Source organism: Marinobacter iranensis (genome assembly GCF_029207565.1).
GTDB classification, from domain to species: domain Bacteria; phylum Pseudomonadota; class Gammaproteobacteria; order Pseudomonadales; family Oleiphilaceae; genus Marinobacter; species Marinobacter iranensis.
This window is the reverse complement of the sequence record NZ_JANCMW010000002.1, coordinates 619,223-636,020: the sequence shown is the minus strand read 5'-3', so window position 1 is coordinate 636,020 and position 16,798 is coordinate 619,223. Positions and strand designations below refer to the sequence as shown.

The 16,798-nt window shown below is 58.0% G+C and carries 14 protein-coding genes; 3 read left to right on the top strand and 11 right to left on the bottom strand.

Annotation, left to right across the window (positions count from 1 at the left end; genetic code table 11):
* Positions 1 to 68 precede the first annotated feature (68 nt).
* Complete coding sequence (locus NLU14_RS06165) at positions 69 to 1,034, top strand: NAD(P)H-dependent flavin oxidoreductase (RefSeq protein WP_275705305.1); 966 nt, start codon at positions 69 to 71, stop codon at positions 1,032 to 1,034.
* A 16-nt stretch (positions 1,035 to 1,050) separates the two neighbouring features.
* On the opposite strand, the gene NLU14_RS06160 is transcribed toward NLU14_RS06165, so the two are convergent.
* The 5 genes from NLU14_RS06160 to NLU14_RS06140 form a co-directional block, all read right to left on the bottom strand.
* A complete protein-coding gene (locus NLU14_RS06160) occupies positions 1,051 to 2,991 on the bottom strand; it encodes a methyl-accepting chemotaxis protein (RefSeq protein WP_275705304.1) in 1,941 nt (646 codons plus the stop codon).
* A gap of 232 nt (positions 2,992 to 3,223) precedes the next feature.
* Positions 3,224 to 4,732, bottom strand: a complete 1,509-nt coding sequence (locus NLU14_RS06155) for a DUF5666 domain-containing protein (protein WP_275705303.1) — start codon at positions 4,730 to 4,732, stop codon at positions 3,224 to 3,226.
* A gap of 39 nt (positions 4,733 to 4,771) precedes the next feature.
* Positions 4,772 to 5,176, bottom strand: a complete 405-nt coding sequence (locus NLU14_RS06150) for a hypothetical protein (protein WP_275705302.1) — start codon at positions 5,174 to 5,176, stop codon at positions 4,772 to 4,774.
* Positions 5,173 to 6,030, bottom strand: a complete 858-nt coding sequence (locus tag NLU14_RS06145; protein WP_275705301.1) for a DUF6502 family protein — start codon at positions 6,028 to 6,030, stop codon at positions 5,173 to 5,175. Before NLU14_RS06145 ends, NLU14_RS06150 begins: the two co-directional genes overlap by 4 nt.
* 82 nt (positions 6,031 to 6,112) lie before the next feature.
* Positions 6,113 to 7,552, bottom strand: coding sequence for a DUF5666 domain-containing protein (locus NLU14_RS06140; protein WP_275705300.1), 1,440 nt, complete (start codon positions 7,550 to 7,552; stop codon positions 6,113 to 6,115).
* A 214-nt stretch (positions 7,553 to 7,766) separates the two neighbouring features.
* Between NLU14_RS06140 and NLU14_RS06135 the strand changes: the two genes are divergently transcribed.
* The gene (locus NLU14_RS06135) at positions 7,767 to 7,937 is read left to right on the top strand and encodes a DUF6435 family protein (RefSeq protein WP_275705299.1); all 171 of its coding nucleotides are present in this window, start codon (positions 7,767 to 7,769) and stop codon (positions 7,935 to 7,937) included.
* Positions 7,938 to 8,073: 136 nt separating this feature from the next.
* Here NLU14_RS06135 and NLU14_RS06130 read toward each other — a convergent pair whose 3' ends face one another.
* The 6 genes from NLU14_RS06130 to tkt all read right to left on the bottom strand — a co-directional run bounded on the left by NLU14_RS06130 (position 8,074) and on the right by tkt (position 15,503).
* The gene (locus tag NLU14_RS06130; protein WP_275705298.1) at positions 8,074 to 8,418 is read right to left on the bottom strand and encodes a chaperone modulator CbpM; all 345 of its coding nucleotides are present in this window, start codon (positions 8,416 to 8,418) and stop codon (positions 8,074 to 8,076) included.
* A gap of 14 nt (positions 8,419 to 8,432) precedes the next feature.
* Positions 8,433 to 9,416 carry a DnaJ C-terminal domain-containing protein gene (locus NLU14_RS06125; protein WP_275705297.1) on the bottom strand — a complete coding sequence of 328 codons (984 nt, stop codon included), beginning with the start codon at positions 9,414 to 9,416 and terminating at the stop codon, positions 8,433 to 8,435.
* 513 nt (positions 9,417 to 9,929) lie between these two features.
* Complete coding sequence (fba, locus tag NLU14_RS06120) at positions 9,930 to 10,994, bottom strand: class II fructose-bisphosphate aldolase (protein ID WP_036209001.1); 1,065 nt, start codon at positions 10,992 to 10,994, stop codon at positions 9,930 to 9,932.
* 188 nt (positions 10,995 to 11,182) lie between these two features.
* Positions 11,183 to 12,343, bottom strand: coding sequence for a phosphoglycerate kinase (locus NLU14_RS06115; protein WP_275705296.1), 1,161 nt, complete (start codon positions 12,341 to 12,343; stop codon positions 11,183 to 11,185).
* A gap of 125 nt (positions 12,344 to 12,468) precedes the next feature.
* Complete coding sequence (gap, locus tag NLU14_RS06110; RefSeq protein WP_275705295.1) at positions 12,469 to 13,503, bottom strand: type I glyceraldehyde-3-phosphate dehydrogenase; 1,035 nt, start codon at positions 13,501 to 13,503, stop codon at positions 12,469 to 12,471.
* Entirely contained in the window at positions 13,503 to 15,503 is a 2,001-nt protein-coding gene (tkt, locus tag NLU14_RS06105; protein ID WP_275705294.1) for a transketolase, read from the bottom strand. The genes gap and tkt overlap by 1 nt, the downstream gene beginning before the upstream one ends.
* A 233-nt stretch (positions 15,504 to 15,736) precedes the next feature.
* On the opposite strand from tkt, the gene NLU14_RS06100 reads away from it, so the two are divergent.
* A complete protein-coding gene (locus NLU14_RS06100; protein ID WP_275705293.1) occupies positions 15,737 to 16,738 on the top strand; it encodes an ArsR/SmtB family transcription factor in 1,002 nt (333 codons plus the stop codon).
* The last annotated feature ends 60 nt before the right edge of the window (positions 16,739 to 16,798 follow it).

Genomic DNA, 16,798 nt, shown 5'->3' with positions numbered 1-16,798 from the left:
AGGCGGTGGTGAGCACGCTAAGATCCCTTATACCGTACATAAGTTCCAACAAAAATTAAGGAATTCTCATGGCGTTACCCGAATCACTGAAGAACTCGCTAAGCCTCCCGCTGGTGGCAGCCCCCATGTTCCTGATCTCCGGCCCGGAGATGGCGCTTACCTGCTGCAAACAGGGTATCGTCGGCAGCTTCCCCGCCCTGAACCAGCGCACCAGCGAAGGCTTCGAAGAGTGGGTGATTCAGATGAACGAGGGCCTGAAGGACTTCCGGGAAACCCACCCGGACCAGACCGTTGCGCCTTACGCCGTCAACCTGATTGTTCACCGCACCAACCCCCGCTGGGAAGCCGACCTGGAGTTGTGTGTAAAGCACCAGGTGCCGATTGTGATCACGTCCCTTGGCGCCGCCACCAAAGTGACTGAAGCCGTGCATGGTTACGGCGGCCTGGTGTTCCACGACGTCACCAACCAAAAGCACGCACGCAAAGCGGCAGAAGCAGGGGTGGACGGCATTATCGCGGTTTCCGCGGGCGCGGGAGGCCACGCCGGCACCGTCAACCCCTTCGTACTGGTGCACGAAATCCGCGAGGTGTTTGACGGGATCATCCTGCTCGCGGGCGGGCTTTCAAAGGGGGAGGACATACTGGCAGCCCTGGCCATGGGCGCAGACCTTTGCTACATGGGCACGCGGTTTATCAACACCACCGAGTCCCGGGCTGAGGCGGCCTACCAGAACATGATCATCGAAGCGGTGTCCGGTGACATCATCCACACACCGGCGGTTTCAGGCATTCCGGCGAACTTCATGCGCCAAAGCCTGGAAGCAGCCGGCTACCCCATGGACAAACTGAACCAGGTGGGCAAACTCGACTATGGCGAAAAACTCAAGCCGGTGGATGACGAAGCCAAGGCCTGGAAAACCGTCTGGTCCGCCGGCCAGGGCGTGAGCCAGATCACCGATGTTGTTACCGTCAGCGATCTGGTGGGGCGGCTTGTTAGCGAATACCGGGAAGCCCGTTCCCGGCTTTGCGAATAGAGTCTCCGAAGGCAACCTATACCCGGAAATGGGAAGCCTTGCCCTGCAAGGTTTCCAGCATTTCCCCGATATGCCCACTGGCCTGGTCGGAGCGCTCAATAGCTTCCACGGTTTCCCCGGAAAGGCGGGCAATATCGGTAACGCTGACGCTGACCTCACTGGCATTCTTTCCCTGCTCTTCGGCAACCGCCGAAATCTCCAGTGCCCGGCTCTGAAGGCTACCGAGCAGTTGGTTGATCTGGTCAAAGTGCTCATCGGCGCGACGGAATTCGGCGGAGGATTCCGCCACCTGCCCGGAGACCTCGCCAATCACGGTCACCGCCTGACGGCTACCCTGTTGGAGACGATCAATAATGCCCTGAATTTCGGTAGTGGATTTCTGGGTTCGGCTGGCGAGGGTACGCACTTCATCCGCAACCACTGCAAACCCGCGCCCGGACTCACCGGCCCTCGCCGCTTCAATGGCGGCGTTCAGCGCCAGGAGATTGGTCTGTTCCGCAATCGCCCCGATCACCGAAAGCACGGAATCGATTTCCGTACTCTGGTTATTCAACTCATTCACCGCCGCTACCGCCTGCTCAACATGAGTGACCACCTGGTCCAGGCGGGCCCGCACTTCGCGTGAGATTTTAGCCGTTGCTTCACTCTCAGCGTTCACATTGCGAACGGAACCGGCCACTTCCTGAATACTGTCGGCCACCTCAGCGATGCTCCCGGACATCGCTGACATGGTATCCGACACCTCGGCAACCTCCTGTTGCTGGCGATTGACCGCCGATACCGCATCGCGGCTGATCTGCCCCTGTTCCCGGGCTTTGTCGGCGGCCGATTCGGCGGAGGATTTGACGTCCGACACCAGCTCCTGGATGCGGGCGATGAACTGATTCATGCCCCGGGCCATTTCCGTCAGCTCGTCGCGGCCCTTGAGGGAGACCCGACGAGTCAGGTCCGCCTCGCCATCGGCAATGTCCCAAATGGCTGAACTCAACCGCAACACGCGGGGCAACAGGCCACCACCAAGCACCGCTGCCACCAGGATAATCAGAATCACAACGGAACCGATGGCAAGGAACGACAGGTTGGAGGACAGGCTGCCAGCTTCACGGTCCAGCGCTTCAACGGTGTTGTCAATCCGCGACTGGGTATCGGCCCCCATGCTGGCGAGCTGTTGCTGCAGGCGCTGGTTGACCTGCCCGGTTTCCGCTTCCAGGGTCTGGCGCAGGGCGTCGATGCTGCCGGTAATGGTTGCGCTGAACTCTTCCTCAAGGGCGGCAAGATCCCGGTTAATACCCTCCAGGGACAACCCCATCCGAAGCTGACCGATGGCGGTGCCCTGGGGTTTGATGTCGGCGGTGATAATGACCACGTTCGGGTCACGGCTTGCCGCATCAAGGACCCGATTTGCCGCACCACGGCCTTCGCCCTGCTCCATTAAGGTGCGCACCCGGTCATCGGTGCGGTCGACGTAACGGGTCAGTCGCTCCCCGTACTGGTCGTAGTAGACCGCAAACAGAACCGACTCCCGCGCATCGGCCAGTTCAATGAGATCGGTCAGGCGGGGCACGTCCCGGTCCCAGATCAGCGGCGCGGCCACGGCGGCCATGACTTCCGCCAATCCCTGGGCTTCGGACATGACGGCTGATCGGACGTTCTCGGCAACCCGTTCCTGCTGGGCGGTTTGCTGACGGGTTAATTCACCGGACAGTTCCTCGGTGGTCCTCTGCTGCATGAGCTGCAGGCGATTGCGGACATCTTCGCGGGTATCGCTAAAGGATTCACTGACTTCGCGACTGCTGGCTTCAAGGGCGGACCCGGCGGTATCCACCAGGCCTTCCACCTGGTTCGAAATCAGCCACTGGCTCATCACTACCTGTACCACCCCAGCGATGATCAGTATCAGGAAAACAGGTCTCAGCAACCGGCTGGTTACCAGTGCCTTCAGGAAACGAGGGGCCATACGGACTCCGTCAACACATGTGTATCACACATCCCGGGGCGGGACTCTGCCTGCCCGGCCATGCCTATGGTTGACTATAGAGCATAACCCGGACCAAGGAGTGACGTGTTTATGTACCGATTTTGTAATGGAAGGGTGAAATTTCGGGAAATGGGTCGCTTCGCAGCTATTGTGGGTGATAGCGCCGGGAGCCCTCGCGGGCGCCCGGCTGCGGTTGAGCTAGAGTCGGTGATTAATCATCGTCGTCTTCTTCGAGTTCGATTTCTTCGGCCAGGAAGTTTCCATTACTGGGCTCCTCATATTCCACCTCGATAAGAGGGCGTTCCCCGTTGTCCACTCGGTCTTGCAAGTTGTCATAAGTGGTATCATCAAACTCCGTCCCGGCATTAATGTCGATACTCACACCCAACACGTTAATGGCAAAAAGGTCGATGCTTCTCAAGCGACCAACCAGTTCAAATCCGCCATCAGCATTTTCCTCATCAACCTGGACTTTGAACGCTTCAAGGTAGATATCACCCTCAGTAGTGGTTCGCTCGATACCGCTGACTTCAACCTCTTCAGGACCACCCAGGTCCAGGAAATCAACGTTTCGATCATCCTCGCCAACGATAGCCGTCAGAGGTGTCACCTGAACCAGGACACCACCAATACGGAGGGTTTGCTCACTGGAGTTGACACTGTTGACCGCCACACGACCTTCAACTTCCGACTCGCCTTCACGCAACGCAATCTCTTCGGCTTCTACTGTCCCATCCCCCAGGAAAGCGCCCTCAACCTGAATGAGCAGATCGGGTTCAAGGTCCGAACTGGACAAGCCATCATCAAACTCTGTATCGCCGGTTATGCGAATAGTCAGACCGTTGATCTCAAAAGTATTCTCAGATGGATCGAACGCGGCACTCACCGGACCGGCGAATTCGATGTCGTCGTCATCGCCCTTGCGGTACCTGCGGAGATCGTCCTCCTCAATTTCGCGGGCCCACAGCACATTACCGTTAAAGTTGCCTTCAACCTCAACAAACGGATTACTGGCAAGCTCGGAGATGTCGATGCCCTCAAATGTCGTGTCTTCGGGATCACACTCAACGGTAATACTTCCAATTGTGAATGTGCACATATCGGGATCGAAGTTACTTATCCTGCCTTCAACTTCGATCTCGTTTTCTGAATCAAACGTTACAGATGACGAATCAGGTCGGACCCGAACCAGGCTCGCCCGGAACTCTCCGTTCGGTAACCTCCAGGCGCTGACCCTAACGAAATCATCGTCTGCAAGATCATTAACGCTTTTGCCTTTTATCACAGTTTGATTATCAATATGGACAACGAGCCCATATATGTTGAACGCGGCAGTCTTGGTTGCTGGATCCCAGGGCTCCGCAACGATGATTTCCCCCCTCAGCGTGTCGTCATACTCGACGAGATCAGCCGTGCCCTGACCATCATCCCGCCATTCACCATCAATCCGAAGGATCATGCCTTCATCAAGGTCGCCCTCAAAGTCGATACCGTCATCGCTCTGGACGTGGCCATTCAGGTCACCGGTATCAAACCGAACCCCATTAACAAACACGCTTCCGAATCCGGAAACCGGCCCCACACTGGAACCCGTACCACGAATACCACCATCCGCAATATCAATGCCGCCGCTGCCAGCGCCTCCACAGGCAGCGAGAACTCCCATGGCCAGTGTGCTCAACGAAAGACGGGTAGGTGATTGGATGGATTTTGGATTCATTCGTGTTTCTCCCTGGCCGGCAAAGTGGCCAACAGTTTTTTACAGGAAATCGTTACGACGTCTGCGTGGGGTCCTGCCGTACTTCCCCCGTTCTTCCGCTACGGAGAACGTATCACCCTCGTATGGCAATCCGGGTACATAGGCGCTGCGGCGTAGTAACAGGCAGCCGCTTTCATGCTGTTCCACGATGCCCTTGCGAAGCAGTTCGTTAAAAACCACAGCCGGCGCCAGATCGCGACTCACCTGGCCAACAAGGTTAATAAACCCTGCTTCTTCCGAACCGGCCATGGGCAGCAGTGTTGGCTCGTTATTGGCGTCCAGAAACCGTTTGCTGCTGATCCAGTGCCAGACCACCTCCCTGGCACTGGCGGATAAAAGCGTTCTCACCAGCTCGGTTAACTGCCAGCAATGCTCGGTTCGCGAACAGACTCCCGGATTTGTCATTTCTGTTCTCCATTGACGTCTGGCTGAACCGGGTCTTCAAAGTAAAAAATACCCACTCCGGTTCGTACCGCATCCCCCGTGGTCTTGCCTTTGCCGTGGCTGGCAATGTCCCGGTCATGGGGGCCCAGCCACTTATCGAGCTGTTCCAACATCGTCTGGGACTGCTGCGCTGCGTATTGGCGCCAGCGCACCATGACTTCCGGGGGTATGTTGTTGTACACCAGTGTTCTCTGAAACAGGGGCTGACTGTTTTCCTCCCTCCTCACGAGATTGTGATCAATGGTCGCTATAAGATCTGATACGTCCTCACCGAAGATCTGGAGCATTTCTTCGCTATCACCCGCAGGGACATAGGCCCTTTGGCGCAATACCAGCTCTCCTGAATCCCCGGATGCCACAACACCTACCCGCTCCAACTCTTCCAGCACTGCTCGCGGCGTCATATCGCCGCTGTAGCGCCTGACCAGCTCGCTGAAGCTGAGCGGGCCGTCGAATGGCAAATCCACCGGCTCGCCTTCGCTGGTCTGGAAGGCCGGGTCATGAACCCAGCCCGAAACCACCCGGGACGCCCGGTTTTCCTGCCTTTTGCCAGCCGTTCCGTGGTGCTCCCCCGCCAGGATTTCCCGCTGTTTCTTCACTTCCTTGCGGGTGAGGCCCGTCATCACCGCTGCGCGGGAATCCGTAGGCTTCTTGCGTTGGTCGGAGAAGTCTTCCATGGCGGCATCCACATAGGCGCGCTTAACGAGCTCCGCGAACTCAGCAAACGGAATACCGTTGCGGAGCAGCAGGCGTGCCATGGGGCGCAGAATGCGATACAGCGCCCGATGCAGGGGATTGGTGTTGGAATTTTTCATGTTTGGGATTGTATTCCCATAGCGACATCAAAAGCCAGAATGCCAGGCCGGCGCCAGCCGACCCGGCACGACCGTCTATTGATCAGTCATCATCGTCGTCTTCGACTTCGACATCATCTGTCAACTCGTACTGACCGCCGCCGGTTTGGCGATACCCGACTTCAACGTTGTCGCCAACCCGCGCGCCAGAAAGGCTGTATCCATTCAGAAGGATCTCGAGGTTCATGATGGTGATGGAATCTGAACCAACGGCGTTCACCCTCGCTTCAAGTTCATAATCGTCATCATCATCGTCGTCTTCACGTTCGATGCGGAATGCCTCGAGGAAGCCTCCATCGGTGTTACGCTGGCGGCCTTCAATCTCCAGGTAATCACCGACTCTCAGGCTCTCGATATCCTGGACCCTGCTTCGGCGATCACCGTCATCGTCGTCCTCAATCAGGCTGTTGACCGTGAGTTGCACGCGCACACCGCTTACGATCAGGGATTCATTGCCGAGATCGATGGATTCGATACGGCCGTCCAGTTCGGCATCCGACTCGCGGCCCTCAATGTCCTCAGCCACCAGGACACCGTTGCGGAAGTCGCCTTCAACTTTGACAAACAGACCATCGGCCAGGCTGCTTTCGCGGATATCATCAAACTCGGTGCCGCCGTTTATCTGCACCGGTATGCCATTGAGGGAAAACCGACGGTTTGAGGCATCGTAGTCGTAGACGCTGCCTGAAATCTCGACATCGTCATCGTCGTCGAACCGGTCGTCCTTGTCCTCGATTTCTTCAGCGATGATGATGCCGCCGCTGAGACGCCCTTCCACTTCAACCACAATGCCATCGGCAAGGTCGTCCAGGGAGAAGTCATCGTCTCCTTGAGCGCTTGTGTAGTCGATCTGGAAGCCGTTGATGGTGAAGGTTTCCGCGCTTGTGTCCAGGTTGGCGACGACGCCTTCGATTTCCACTTCGTTGTCATCGTCAAAATCCACCCCGATGGCACGGGCACCCACATAACTGGCGCGGAAACTGCCATCTTCCAGCCGCCAGGCACTGACGCGTACCCGATAGCCTCCCGGGTTGCTCGCAATTGCGGTAGGCGTGGCACCATGAAAGACCGTCCTGCCATCCAGTTCAATATTCTGGCCAAGCATGGTGAGGGTTCCGGTGCGCGCGACGTCGTCCCAGCTCATGCCGGAGATCGGTCCTCGCAGTGTATCGTCGTAGTGGACCCGGTCTGCCCGGCCCTCGCCACGGTCGTCCCAGTCGCCCTCGACCCTGAGTATCATGCCTTTCTCAAGCTGATCCTCCCGCTCTATCCCGTCATCGCTGTCGACACTGCCACTGGTTTCAAAACGGGTGCCATTGACATACACACTGCCAAAGCCGGTGACCGCACCAACACTGGTGCCGGAAGACGTGGAGTCACTGGCGGACGACCCCGAACCACCACCGCCACAGGCCACCAGGGAGCTCGCAATTGCACCGGTTATGGCGAGTTTGATTGCTGCTGCCAAAGGATTGCGCTTCATCGTTCTTCTCCTTCCTGTTCTTTCCGTAGACCCGGCAACGGGGCGCAGCCGGCTGGTACCACTTTTTATATTGGGATTATTTTCCCAAATTTGTAATTGGGAATTTATTCCCATTCTTTACTGTTGTCCAGTTTTCGAACATGAAGTTTTTGTGAACTTTCCGGTCTATCAGGCGTAAGCTTCTGAACACACGAATGAAAACAGGTGAGAAACAATGTTGGGATTTTTGAAGGGCGATCCGAAGAAAAAGCTACAAAAGGAATATGAGGCGAAGCTTCAGAAGGCGTTGCACGCCCAGCGCAACGGCGACCTGCGCACCCATGGCACACTGATGGAAGAAGCGGAAAAGATTTACGCGGAACTGCAGAAATTAGAGAAGGAGTAGGTTTTTAGCCTGGCAGGTGGGTTGGCTGGCATACCCCTGTTCAAAACACGCCCGTAAATACGTCCATGTAGGGCTCGGTCGCGCCATCCCTGGCGCTCCACGGTTTTGAACAGGGGTATGCCAGCCAACCTTCTGACTATGGTTCGCCTAAAAACTGCCGGAGTTGTCGGTTTAGACGATCGACTTCACGTCGCATTTCCTGGACCTCATCTAGGAGCTCCAGGGACATGGCGAGGCCCGGCAGGTTCATTTTCAGATCGCGCTGCAGACGCTGAGCCTTGCGCAGACGGGCCAGGGCTTCGAGATCGAATTGCCATTGGCGCGCTTCCGGAGATTCCTCTACCGGGGCGATCACGCCGAAGTTCACCAGCTTGATAACGAACTCCGCATGGCAATCCCCACGCTCGCAGACCTCCCGCAAGGTAAACGTAGCGGTTGGCTCCACCAGTTCGACACTCAGAATGCGGTCTTTGTCAGCCATTCTTCATCTCCCGCTTACACGTGCAACTTGCTGCGTGGATTGAATCCCTTTTCAGCTTCGGCCAACTGCTTGTAGAGTTCCTCGGCTTCTTCAGAGTGCTGTTCGGGCATTACGATCTGCAACACCACTAGCTGGTCGCCAGGATGCTTACCGGGCAACCCCTTACCTTTGAGCCGTAGTTTACGACCGCTGGAAGAGCCCTTGGGCACTTTCAGGTTCACCTTGGAGCCCACTGTCGGAACATTGACCGAGGCACCGAGGGCGGCTTCCCAGGGTGCGATGGGAACCGTGATCAGTATATCCCGGCCTTCGACCGTGAACAGGGGGTGTGGTGCGTATTCCACCTCGATAAACAGGTCGCCATTCTCCGCGCCACCAACACCCGGAGCGCCCTGACCTTTCAGGCGGATATGCTGCCCTTCTTTCATGCCAGCGGGAATTTTCACGTTCAGGGTTTTCTGGCGTGGTACTACCCGGCCGCTGGCGTCCGGTTCATGAACGTTGAACGACACCTGCTTCTCGCAACCGTGGAAGGCCTCTTCCAGGAACAATGCCAGCCGGGCGTGAACGTCTTCACCCCGCATGCGCATGGAGTGGCGCGCGCCACCAAAGCCACCCCCAAAGCCCGAACCAAAACCTGCGCCTGCGCGGCGGCCTCCGCCGAAGATTTCCTCAAAGAAGTCACTGAACTGCCCCGCATCGGCCTCGGTGTATCCACCACCCCCAAAGCCAGATGCACTCTGCCATCCGGGAGGCGGCTGGAACGACCCGTCTTTCCGGGCACCGTACTTCTTCAGTTCGTCGTATTCGGCCCGTTTTTCGGGGTCTTTCAATACTTCATAGGCCTCGCCGACGTCTTTGAACTTGTCGGAGGCGTTCTCTTCCTTGCTGACATCCGGATGGTATTTCCGGGCCAGCTTGCGATAGGCCTTTTTGATGTCCTCGGGGGAGGCAGACTCGCTCACACCGAGTACGGCGTAATAGTCTTTGAAGTCCATTCTTTTCCTCACACCTGTTTGGATGGCTGGGCATTTTTTGCCCGGTTGTTACCACTATATTTGATGAGTGAGGGGAAATTACAAGGTGGGGGTGTCTCAGAATTGATACGCATCAGTTGTTGGCTGTGGTCCGGGGGGTCAATCTGGGCACCTAGCCTTTGGGTGGTGCGGGTAGCGCGAAGGCGGGGCTCTCTTCCGGGACACGCTGTAAATACATCCATGTACGCTCGACAAAAACATCCATGTTTTTGACGTTCCCGGAAGAGAGCATCGCCTTCGCTTGTTCTGAACCTTCAGATATTTCTGGCTCTGCAAGTATCTGAGATGGCGATATGCGATATCACCGAGGTATCTCAAGCACTGGTGGGAGGGACTGCTCAGAAATGTGGAGCGCCAGGGATGGCGCGACCAAGCCCTACATGGACGTATTTACGGGCGTTTTCTGGGCCGTCCCTCCCACCAGTGCAAGCCCGCCAGGCCAGCAGGCTACAAAGGAGAGGCAAACTCCAAAGCTTACCTAACCTTCGGATCCAGCTCACCAGAGGCATAACGCTCAAACATGCGTTCAAGGTTAACCGGTTTGATCTTGCTGGCGTTTCCGGCGGTTCCGAAGGCTTCATAGCGGGCAACGCAGACTTCAGTCATCGCCTTCATGGTTTCCTTCAGGAACTTGCGGGGGTCGAATTCGGCCGGGTTCTGGGCCAGGAAGCGGCGGGTTGCACCAGTGCTGGCCAGGCGCAGGTCGGTGTCGATGTTGACCTTGCGAACGCCGTGTTTGATGCCTTCAACGATTTCTTCAACCGGTACACCGTAGGTTTCCGGAATCTCACCGCCGTATTCGTTGATGATCTTAAGCCACTCCTGGGGTACAGAGCTGGAGCCGTGCATGACCAGGTGGGTGTCCGGGATGCGGGCGTGGATGGCTTTGATCTGGTCGATGGCCAGGATGTCACCGGTCGGCGGACGGGTGAACTTGTAGGCGCCGTGGCTGGTGCCGATGGCGATGGCCAGGGCGTCCACGTGGGTTTTCTGGACGAAATCCGCGGCTTCTTCGGGATCGGTCAGCATCTGGCTGTGGTCCAGGGTGCCTTCGGCACCAATGCCGTCCTCTTCACCGGCCTGGCCGGTTTCCAGAGAGCCGAGGCAGCCCAGCTCGCCTTCTACAGATACGCCACAGGCATGGGCCATTTCTACGGTACGGCGGGTGACGTCGACGTTGTATTCGTAGTCGGTCGGGGTTTTGCCGTCTTCACCCAGGGAACCATCCATCATCACGGAGCTGAAGCCCAACTGGATGGAGCGCTGGCACACGGATGGGCTGGTGCCGTGATCCTGGTGCATGACCACAGGGATGTGCGGAAACTCTTCAATGGCCGCGAGAATCAAATGGCGAAGGAAGGGAGCGCCAGCGTATTTCCTTGCGCCTGCGGAGGCCTGGACAATCACCGGGGAGTCGGTTTTGTCAGCCGCTTCCATGATGGCGCGCATCTGCTCCAGGTTGTTCACGTTGTAGGCCGGCACGCCGTAGCCGTGCTCAGCGGCGTGATCCAGCAGTTGCCGCATCGAAATCAGGGCCATTGGGGTTGTCTCCTTGGTTTATTAAATGTCTTTGGCAGACTTCTTGGCTTGGAGTCTGCTACGGAGGGCCGGTAAGCCCGTTTTCGGAACACGCTGTGAATACGTCCATGTACGCTCGACAAAAACATCCATGTTTTTGACGGTTCCGAAAACGGGCTTACCGGCCCTCCTCGCGATTCAACTGTTTGCTATGCGCCGCGTTCTTCCAGTACGGCGACTGCCGGTAGGGTTTTACCTTCCACGAATTCCAGGAAAGCACCGCCGCCGGTGGAAATGTACGAAATTTTGTCACTCACACCGTACTTGTCAACGGCAGCAACGGTATCACCACCGCCAGCCAGGGAGAAGGCGTCGCTTTCGGCAATCGCTTTCGCCAGTGACTGGGTGCCGTTGCCGAACTGGTCGAATTCGAATACGCCCACCGGGCCGTTCCACAGGATGGTTTTGGAGGACTTCAGCAGGTCTGCGAATTTGGAGGCGGTTTCCGGGCCGACGTCGAGGATCATGTCCTCGTCAGTCACGTCGTCGATGTTCTTGACGGTGGCTTCGGCAGTCTCCGCGAATTCGCTGGCAACCACGACATCCACCGGCAGCGGGATTTCAACACGGGAGGCGATTTCCCGGGCGGTGTCGATCAGGTCGTGTTCGCACAGGGATTTGCCCACCGGGTGGCCGGCAGCGGCCAGGAAGGTGTTGGCGATGCCGCCACCGACGATGATGGAGTCGCAGACTTTTTCAAGGGCGTTGAGTACGTCCAGCTTGGTGGATACTTTGGAACCGCCGACGATGGCCACTACCGGTTTGGCCGGGTTATCCAGGGCTTTGCCGAGGGCTTCCAGTTCCGCCGCCAGCAGCGGGCCTGCGCAGGCTTCAGGGGCGAAGCGGGCGACGCCATGGGTGGAGGCCTGGGCGCGGTGGGCAGTGCCGAAGGCGTCCATGACGTATACATCGCACAGGGCGGCGTACTTTTTCGAGAGTTCTTCGTCGTCTTTCTTTTCGCCCTTGTTAAAGCGGACGTTTTCAAACAGCACCACTTCGCCGTCGGCCACTTCAACGCCGTCCAGGTAATCGGTGATCAGTCGTACGTCCTGGCCCAGCAGTTTACCGAGGTGTTCAGCGACCGGCTTCATGGAGGAGGCTTCGTCGTAAACGCCTTCTTCCGGGCGGCCGAGGTGTGACATCAGCATCACCCGGCCGCCGGCGTCTCTGGCGGCCTTGATGGTGGGCAGTGATGCGCGGATGCGGGCGTCGCTGGATACTTCGCCGTTCTTTACCGGTACGTTGAGGTCTTCGCGAATCAGTACCCGCTTACCTGCGAGGTCCAGATCGGTCATTCGTTTGATAGTCATTACATTCTTCCCTTGTTCGGATCTTGTGCACTTGAATCGGGTCTGGGTGTCGGATTACGGCTTCGCCTAATCCGACCTACAGGTAGTGAACCGTAGGTCGGATAGAACGAAGTGAAATCCGACAATCAGCCACCGGATTTCTTCAACCAGCAATGGCTGACGTCCAGCATCCGATTTGCGAACCCCCACTCGTTATCAAACCAGCAAAGCACCTTTACCATGGTGCCGCCGGTTACACGCGTCTGGCCTCCGTCCACGATGCCGGAGTGGGCGTCGTGGTTAAAATCGGAGCTGGCCAGAAGCTCGTCGGTGTAGCCCAGAATGTGTTTCAACGGGCCGTGGGCGGCGCTTTTTAATAGGTTATTCACCGCCTCCACCGAGGTGTTTTCGCGCACGTTCACCACCATATCGATGGCCGACACGTTCATCGTGGGCACGCGCATGGCCACGGAGCTGAACCTGCCTTCCATATGGGGAAGCAGGCGCTCAATGCCTTTGGCCAGGCCAGTGTCCACGGGAACGATGTTGTGCAGAGCGCTGCGGGTGCGGCGCAGGTCCTGGTGATGGTAGGCGTCGATCACCGGCTGGTCGTTCATCGCGGCGTGGATGGTGGTGGTGGTGCCCTGTTCCACACCCAGCGCGTCGTCGAGAACCTGAATAACCGGTACCAGACAGTTGGTGGTGCAAGACGCCGCCGCCACGATACGGTCCGCTGCGGTCAGTTGGTCCTGGTTTACACCGTAAACCACCGTACGGTCTACATCGGACTCCGCTGGCTGTGAAAACAGCAGCCGCGCAGCACCGGCCTTCAGGTGCTGCTCCGCGGTCGCCCGGTCGCTGAAGGCCCCGGAACATTCCAATACCAGGTCCACGCCCAGTTCACCCCAGGGCAAATCCGAGGCATCCGCATGGCGGAGCACCCGGATTCGGTCACCATTAACCAGCAGCGAGTCGCCCTCAACGGAAATGTCACCCTGGAATCGTCCATGGGTGGAGTCATAGCGGGTCAGGTGCGCAATGGTGTCGATATCCGCCAGTTCGTTAATCGCGACCACCTGCAGATGATCGCGAAAACGGTTCTCGTAAAGTGCACGCAGGACACACTGGCCGATACGGCCGTATCCATTGATGGCGATGCGATACGGTGCGGCAGTGTTCATCAGGCTTCCAGCAACTCCCCGGCCACGGCGAGTACGTTGTCGACGGTAAAGCCGAACTCCTTGAAGAGCTCGCCCGCTGGCGCGGATTCACCGAAGGTGCTCATGCCCACCACGCGGCCGTCCAGGCCAACGTACTTGTACCAGTAGTCTTCAATGGCGGCCTCAATGGCAACGCGGTTGGTCACTTCCAGCGGCAGCACTTCCTGCTTGTAGGCAGCGCTCTGGGCGTCAAAGGTGTTGGTGGACGGCATGGACACCACGCGGACCTTGTTGCCGGTCTCGCGCAACGCCTCTGCGGCGTCCTGGGCCAGTCCCACTTCCCCGCCGGTGGCGATGAGAATCAGGTCCGGTGTACCTTCGCTGTCAGACAGGATGTAACCGCCCTTGGCGATGTTGGCCAACTGCGCTGCATCGCGCTGCTGGTGCGGCAGGCCCTGACGGGAGAACACCAGGGCGGTGGGGCCGTCGGTGCGTTCGAGGGCCGATTTCCAGGCCACCGCTGATTCCACGGCATCCGCCGGGCGCCAGGTGCTCATGTTCGGCGTGGTGCGCAGGCTGGCCAACTGCTCGATGGGCTGGTGCGTGGGGCCGTCTTCACCCAGGCCGATGGAGTCGTGGGTGAACACATAGATGGAGCGCTGTTTCATCAACGCGGCCATGCGCACGGCGTTGCGGCAGTACTCCATAAAGATCAGGAAGGTGGCGCCGTAGGGCACGAAGCCACCGTGCAGGGCAACGCCGTTCATGATGGCAGCCATACCGAACTCGCGAACACCGTAGTAAACGTAGTTACCGCTGGCATCCTCTTTGGTCAGCGGCTTGCTGCCATTCCAGATGGTGAGGTTGGAGCCGGCCAGGTCGGCGGAGCCGCCCAGCAGTTCCGGCAGCAACGGGCCGAAGGCGTTCAGGGTGTTCTGGGAAGCCTTGCGGCTGGCAATTGTCTCGCCCTTTTCCTGACATTCCTGGATATAGGCCTGGGCCTTTTCGGAAAAGTCCGCCGGCAATTCACCGGCCATGCGGCGCTTAAGCTCAACCGCCAATTCCGGCTCGGCCTTCTCGTAGGAAGCGAAAGCCTGCTCCCACTCGGCCTGCGCGGCTGCGCCCTTCTCGCGGGCATCCCAGGCGCCATAGATTTCCGAAGGAATCTCGAAGGCACCGTGGTTCCAGCCCAGCTTTTCACGGGTCAGGGCGACTTCGTCTTCGCCAAGCGCAGCGCCGTGACAGGCTTCAGTGCCCTGCTTGTTGGGGGAACCGAAACCGATAATGGTCTTGCAGCAGATCAGGGTCGGCTGGGTGGTGTTGGCCCGGGCCGCTTCGATGGCGCTGCGGACCGCTTCAGGGTCATGACCGTCGATCGCGGGAATGACCTGCCAGCCGTAGGATTCGAAACGCTTGGGGGTGTCGTCGGTAAACCAGCCGTCCACTTCACCGTCGATGGAAATGCCGTTGTCGTCATAGAACATGATCAACTTGCCCAGGCCCAGTGTGCCCGCCAGGGAAGACACTTCGTGGGAGATGCCTTCCATCAGGCAGCCATCGCCCAGGAAGGCGTAGGTGTAGTGATCAACAATATTGTGGCCCGGACGGTTGAACTGTTCCGCCAGGGTTTTCTCCGCCAGCGCAAACCCCACCGCATTGGCAATGCCCTGCCCCAGCGGGCCGGTGGTGGTCTCAATGCCTGGCGTATAGCCATACTCCGGGTGCCCGGGCGTTTTGGAATGCAGTTGGCGGAAGTTCTTGATGTCGTCAATGGAGACGTCATAGCCGCTCAGGTGCAGCAGGGAATACTGCAGCATGGAGCCATGGCCGTTGGACAGCACAAAACGGTCGCGGTTGGCCCATTTGGGGTTGGCCGGGTTATGGCTGAGGAAATCATTCCAGAGGACCTCGGCGATGTCCGCCATACCCATGGGGGCGCCCGGGTGGCCGGATTTGGCTTTCTGAACCGCATCCATGCTCAGCGCGCGAATGGCGTTGGCGAGATCTGTGCGAGACGGCATTGACGTTTCTCCAGTTTTTGGTCGGCAAAGGTGAACTGATAAAAAGAAGGCGCGTATTTTCGCCGATTAGTGACCATCGGGGCAAATCGGCGTCGCGCTTTTTATGGCTCATTTTAATGCCGGCTTTTTTGTACTGAAATTTTGGCTGATTTATCAAACAGATCTAACGCTATATCAATTTATTTTGATATAGATATTGATTGACCGGCCGGACATCCCTAAACTTTCCTCCTATGACATCCATGACCACGCACGCAAACGACCTGTCCTCCGTGGACGCCCTGGCACCGATCTTCAAGGCGAGCGGCGACCCGTTGCGCCTGGAGATCCTGCGTGTGTTACGCCGCGACACCTTCGGCGTGCTGGAGCTCAGCCAACTGTTCGATATGCGCCAGTCCGGCATGAGCCACCATTTGAAAGTGATGCACAAGGCCGGGCTGCTGGAGCCCCAGCGCGAGGGCAACGCCATCTTCTATCGTCGCCCCCTGAACTTGGAAAGCGACAAGCTAACGGACCAGACCATCCGTCAGGTGTTTGAAACCGTCGACCGCATCCCTCTGCCGGAGCACCTGCAGGGAAAAATCGAGGCCATCCGCAACCAGCGCGCTGACCAGTCCCAGGCCTTTTTTGCCCGCTACGCGGAGAAATTCCGCGAGCAGCAGGAACTGATTGCCGCCTTTGAGTTGTACGCCGAGCCCGTGGCAAACCTGATCCGCAATCGCTCCACCCGGCACGACTGGAAAACCGCCCTGGAAATCGGTCCCGGCGAGGGCGCGTTCCTGCCGGTGCTGTCGAAGATCTGCGAGCACGTAGTAGCACTTGATAACTCCCGCGACATGCTCGCCAAGGCCACACGCACCTGCATCGACGAGCGCCTGAACAACGTCGACCTGATTGAAGGCGTTACCGATAACCTGCTGGCCCGGGGCGACGATTTCGACTTGGTGGTGGCCAACATGGTGCTGCATCACGTCCCCAGCCCTGCGGACATTTTCCTGGACGCGTCAGCCCTGATGAAGACGGGTGGCTGCCTGGTCATCAGCGACCTATGCAGCCATGACCAGGACTGGGCGAAGGAAGCCTGTGGTGACCTGTGGCTGGGCTTCGAGCCGGAAGAACTCACCAGTTGGGCCGCCGATGCAGGCCTGGTCGCCGGCGAGTCACTGTTTATCGGCCTGCGCAACGGATTCCAGGTGCAGGTAAGAGAATTCTGGAAGAACTCAGAGGCCACCTGAGGACAGAAATTAAAACTGTATCAATTTTTTTTGATATAGAATTATGCAGGCTCAGAAAAC

What these genes read in the sequence shown, in the direction of transcription:
- NLU14_RS06165 (WP_275705305.1), top strand. Translation starts at nt 69, where the DNA reads ATGGCGTTACCCGAATCACTGAAGAACTCGCTAAGCCTCCCGCTGGTG.
- NLU14_RS06160 (WP_275705304.1), bottom strand. Translation starts at nt 2,991, where the DNA reads ATGGCCCCTCGTTTCCTGAAGGCACTGGTAACCAGCCGGTTGCTGAGA.
- NLU14_RS06155 (WP_275705303.1), bottom strand. Translation starts at nt 4,732, where the DNA reads ATGAATCCAAAATCCATCCAATCACCTACCCGTCTTTCGTTGAGCACA.
- NLU14_RS06150 (WP_275705302.1), bottom strand. Translation starts at nt 5,176, where the DNA reads ATGACAAATCCGGGAGTCTGTTCGCGAACCGAGCATTGCTGGCAGTTA.
- NLU14_RS06145 (WP_275705301.1), bottom strand. Translation starts at nt 6,030, where the DNA reads ATGAAAAATTCCAACACCAATCCCCTGCATCGGGCGCTGTATCGCATT.
- NLU14_RS06140 (WP_275705300.1), bottom strand. Translation starts at nt 7,552, where the DNA reads ATGAAGCGCAATCCTTTGGCAGCAGCAATCAAACTCGCCATAACCGGT.
- NLU14_RS06135 (WP_275705299.1), top strand. Translation starts at nt 7,767, where the DNA reads ATGTTGGGATTTTTGAAGGGCGATCCGAAGAAAAAGCTACAAAAGGAA.
- NLU14_RS06130 (WP_275705298.1), bottom strand. Translation starts at nt 8,418, where the DNA reads ATGGCTGACAAAGACCGCATTCTGAGTGTCGAACTGGTGGAGCCAACC.
- NLU14_RS06125 (WP_275705297.1), bottom strand. Translation starts at nt 9,416, where the DNA reads ATGGACTTCAAAGACTATTACGCCGTACTCGGTGTGAGCGAGTCTGCC.
- fba (WP_036209001.1), bottom strand. Translation starts at nt 10,994, where the DNA reads ATGGCCCTGATTTCGATGCGGCAACTGCTGGATCACGCCGCTGAGCAC.
- NLU14_RS06115 (WP_275705296.1), bottom strand. Translation starts at nt 12,343, where the DNA reads ATGACTATCAAACGAATGACCGATCTGGACCTCGCAGGTAAGCGGGTA.
- gap (WP_275705295.1), bottom strand. Translation starts at nt 13,503, where the DNA reads ATGAACACTGCCGCACCGTATCGCATCGCCATCAATGGATACGGCCGT.
- tkt (WP_275705294.1), bottom strand. Translation starts at nt 15,503, where the DNA reads ATGCCGTCTCGCACAGATCTCGCCAACGCCATTCGCGCGCTGAGCATG.
- NLU14_RS06100 (WP_275705293.1), top strand. Translation starts at nt 15,737, where the DNA reads ATGACATCCATGACCACGCACGCAAACGACCTGTCCTCCGTGGACGCC.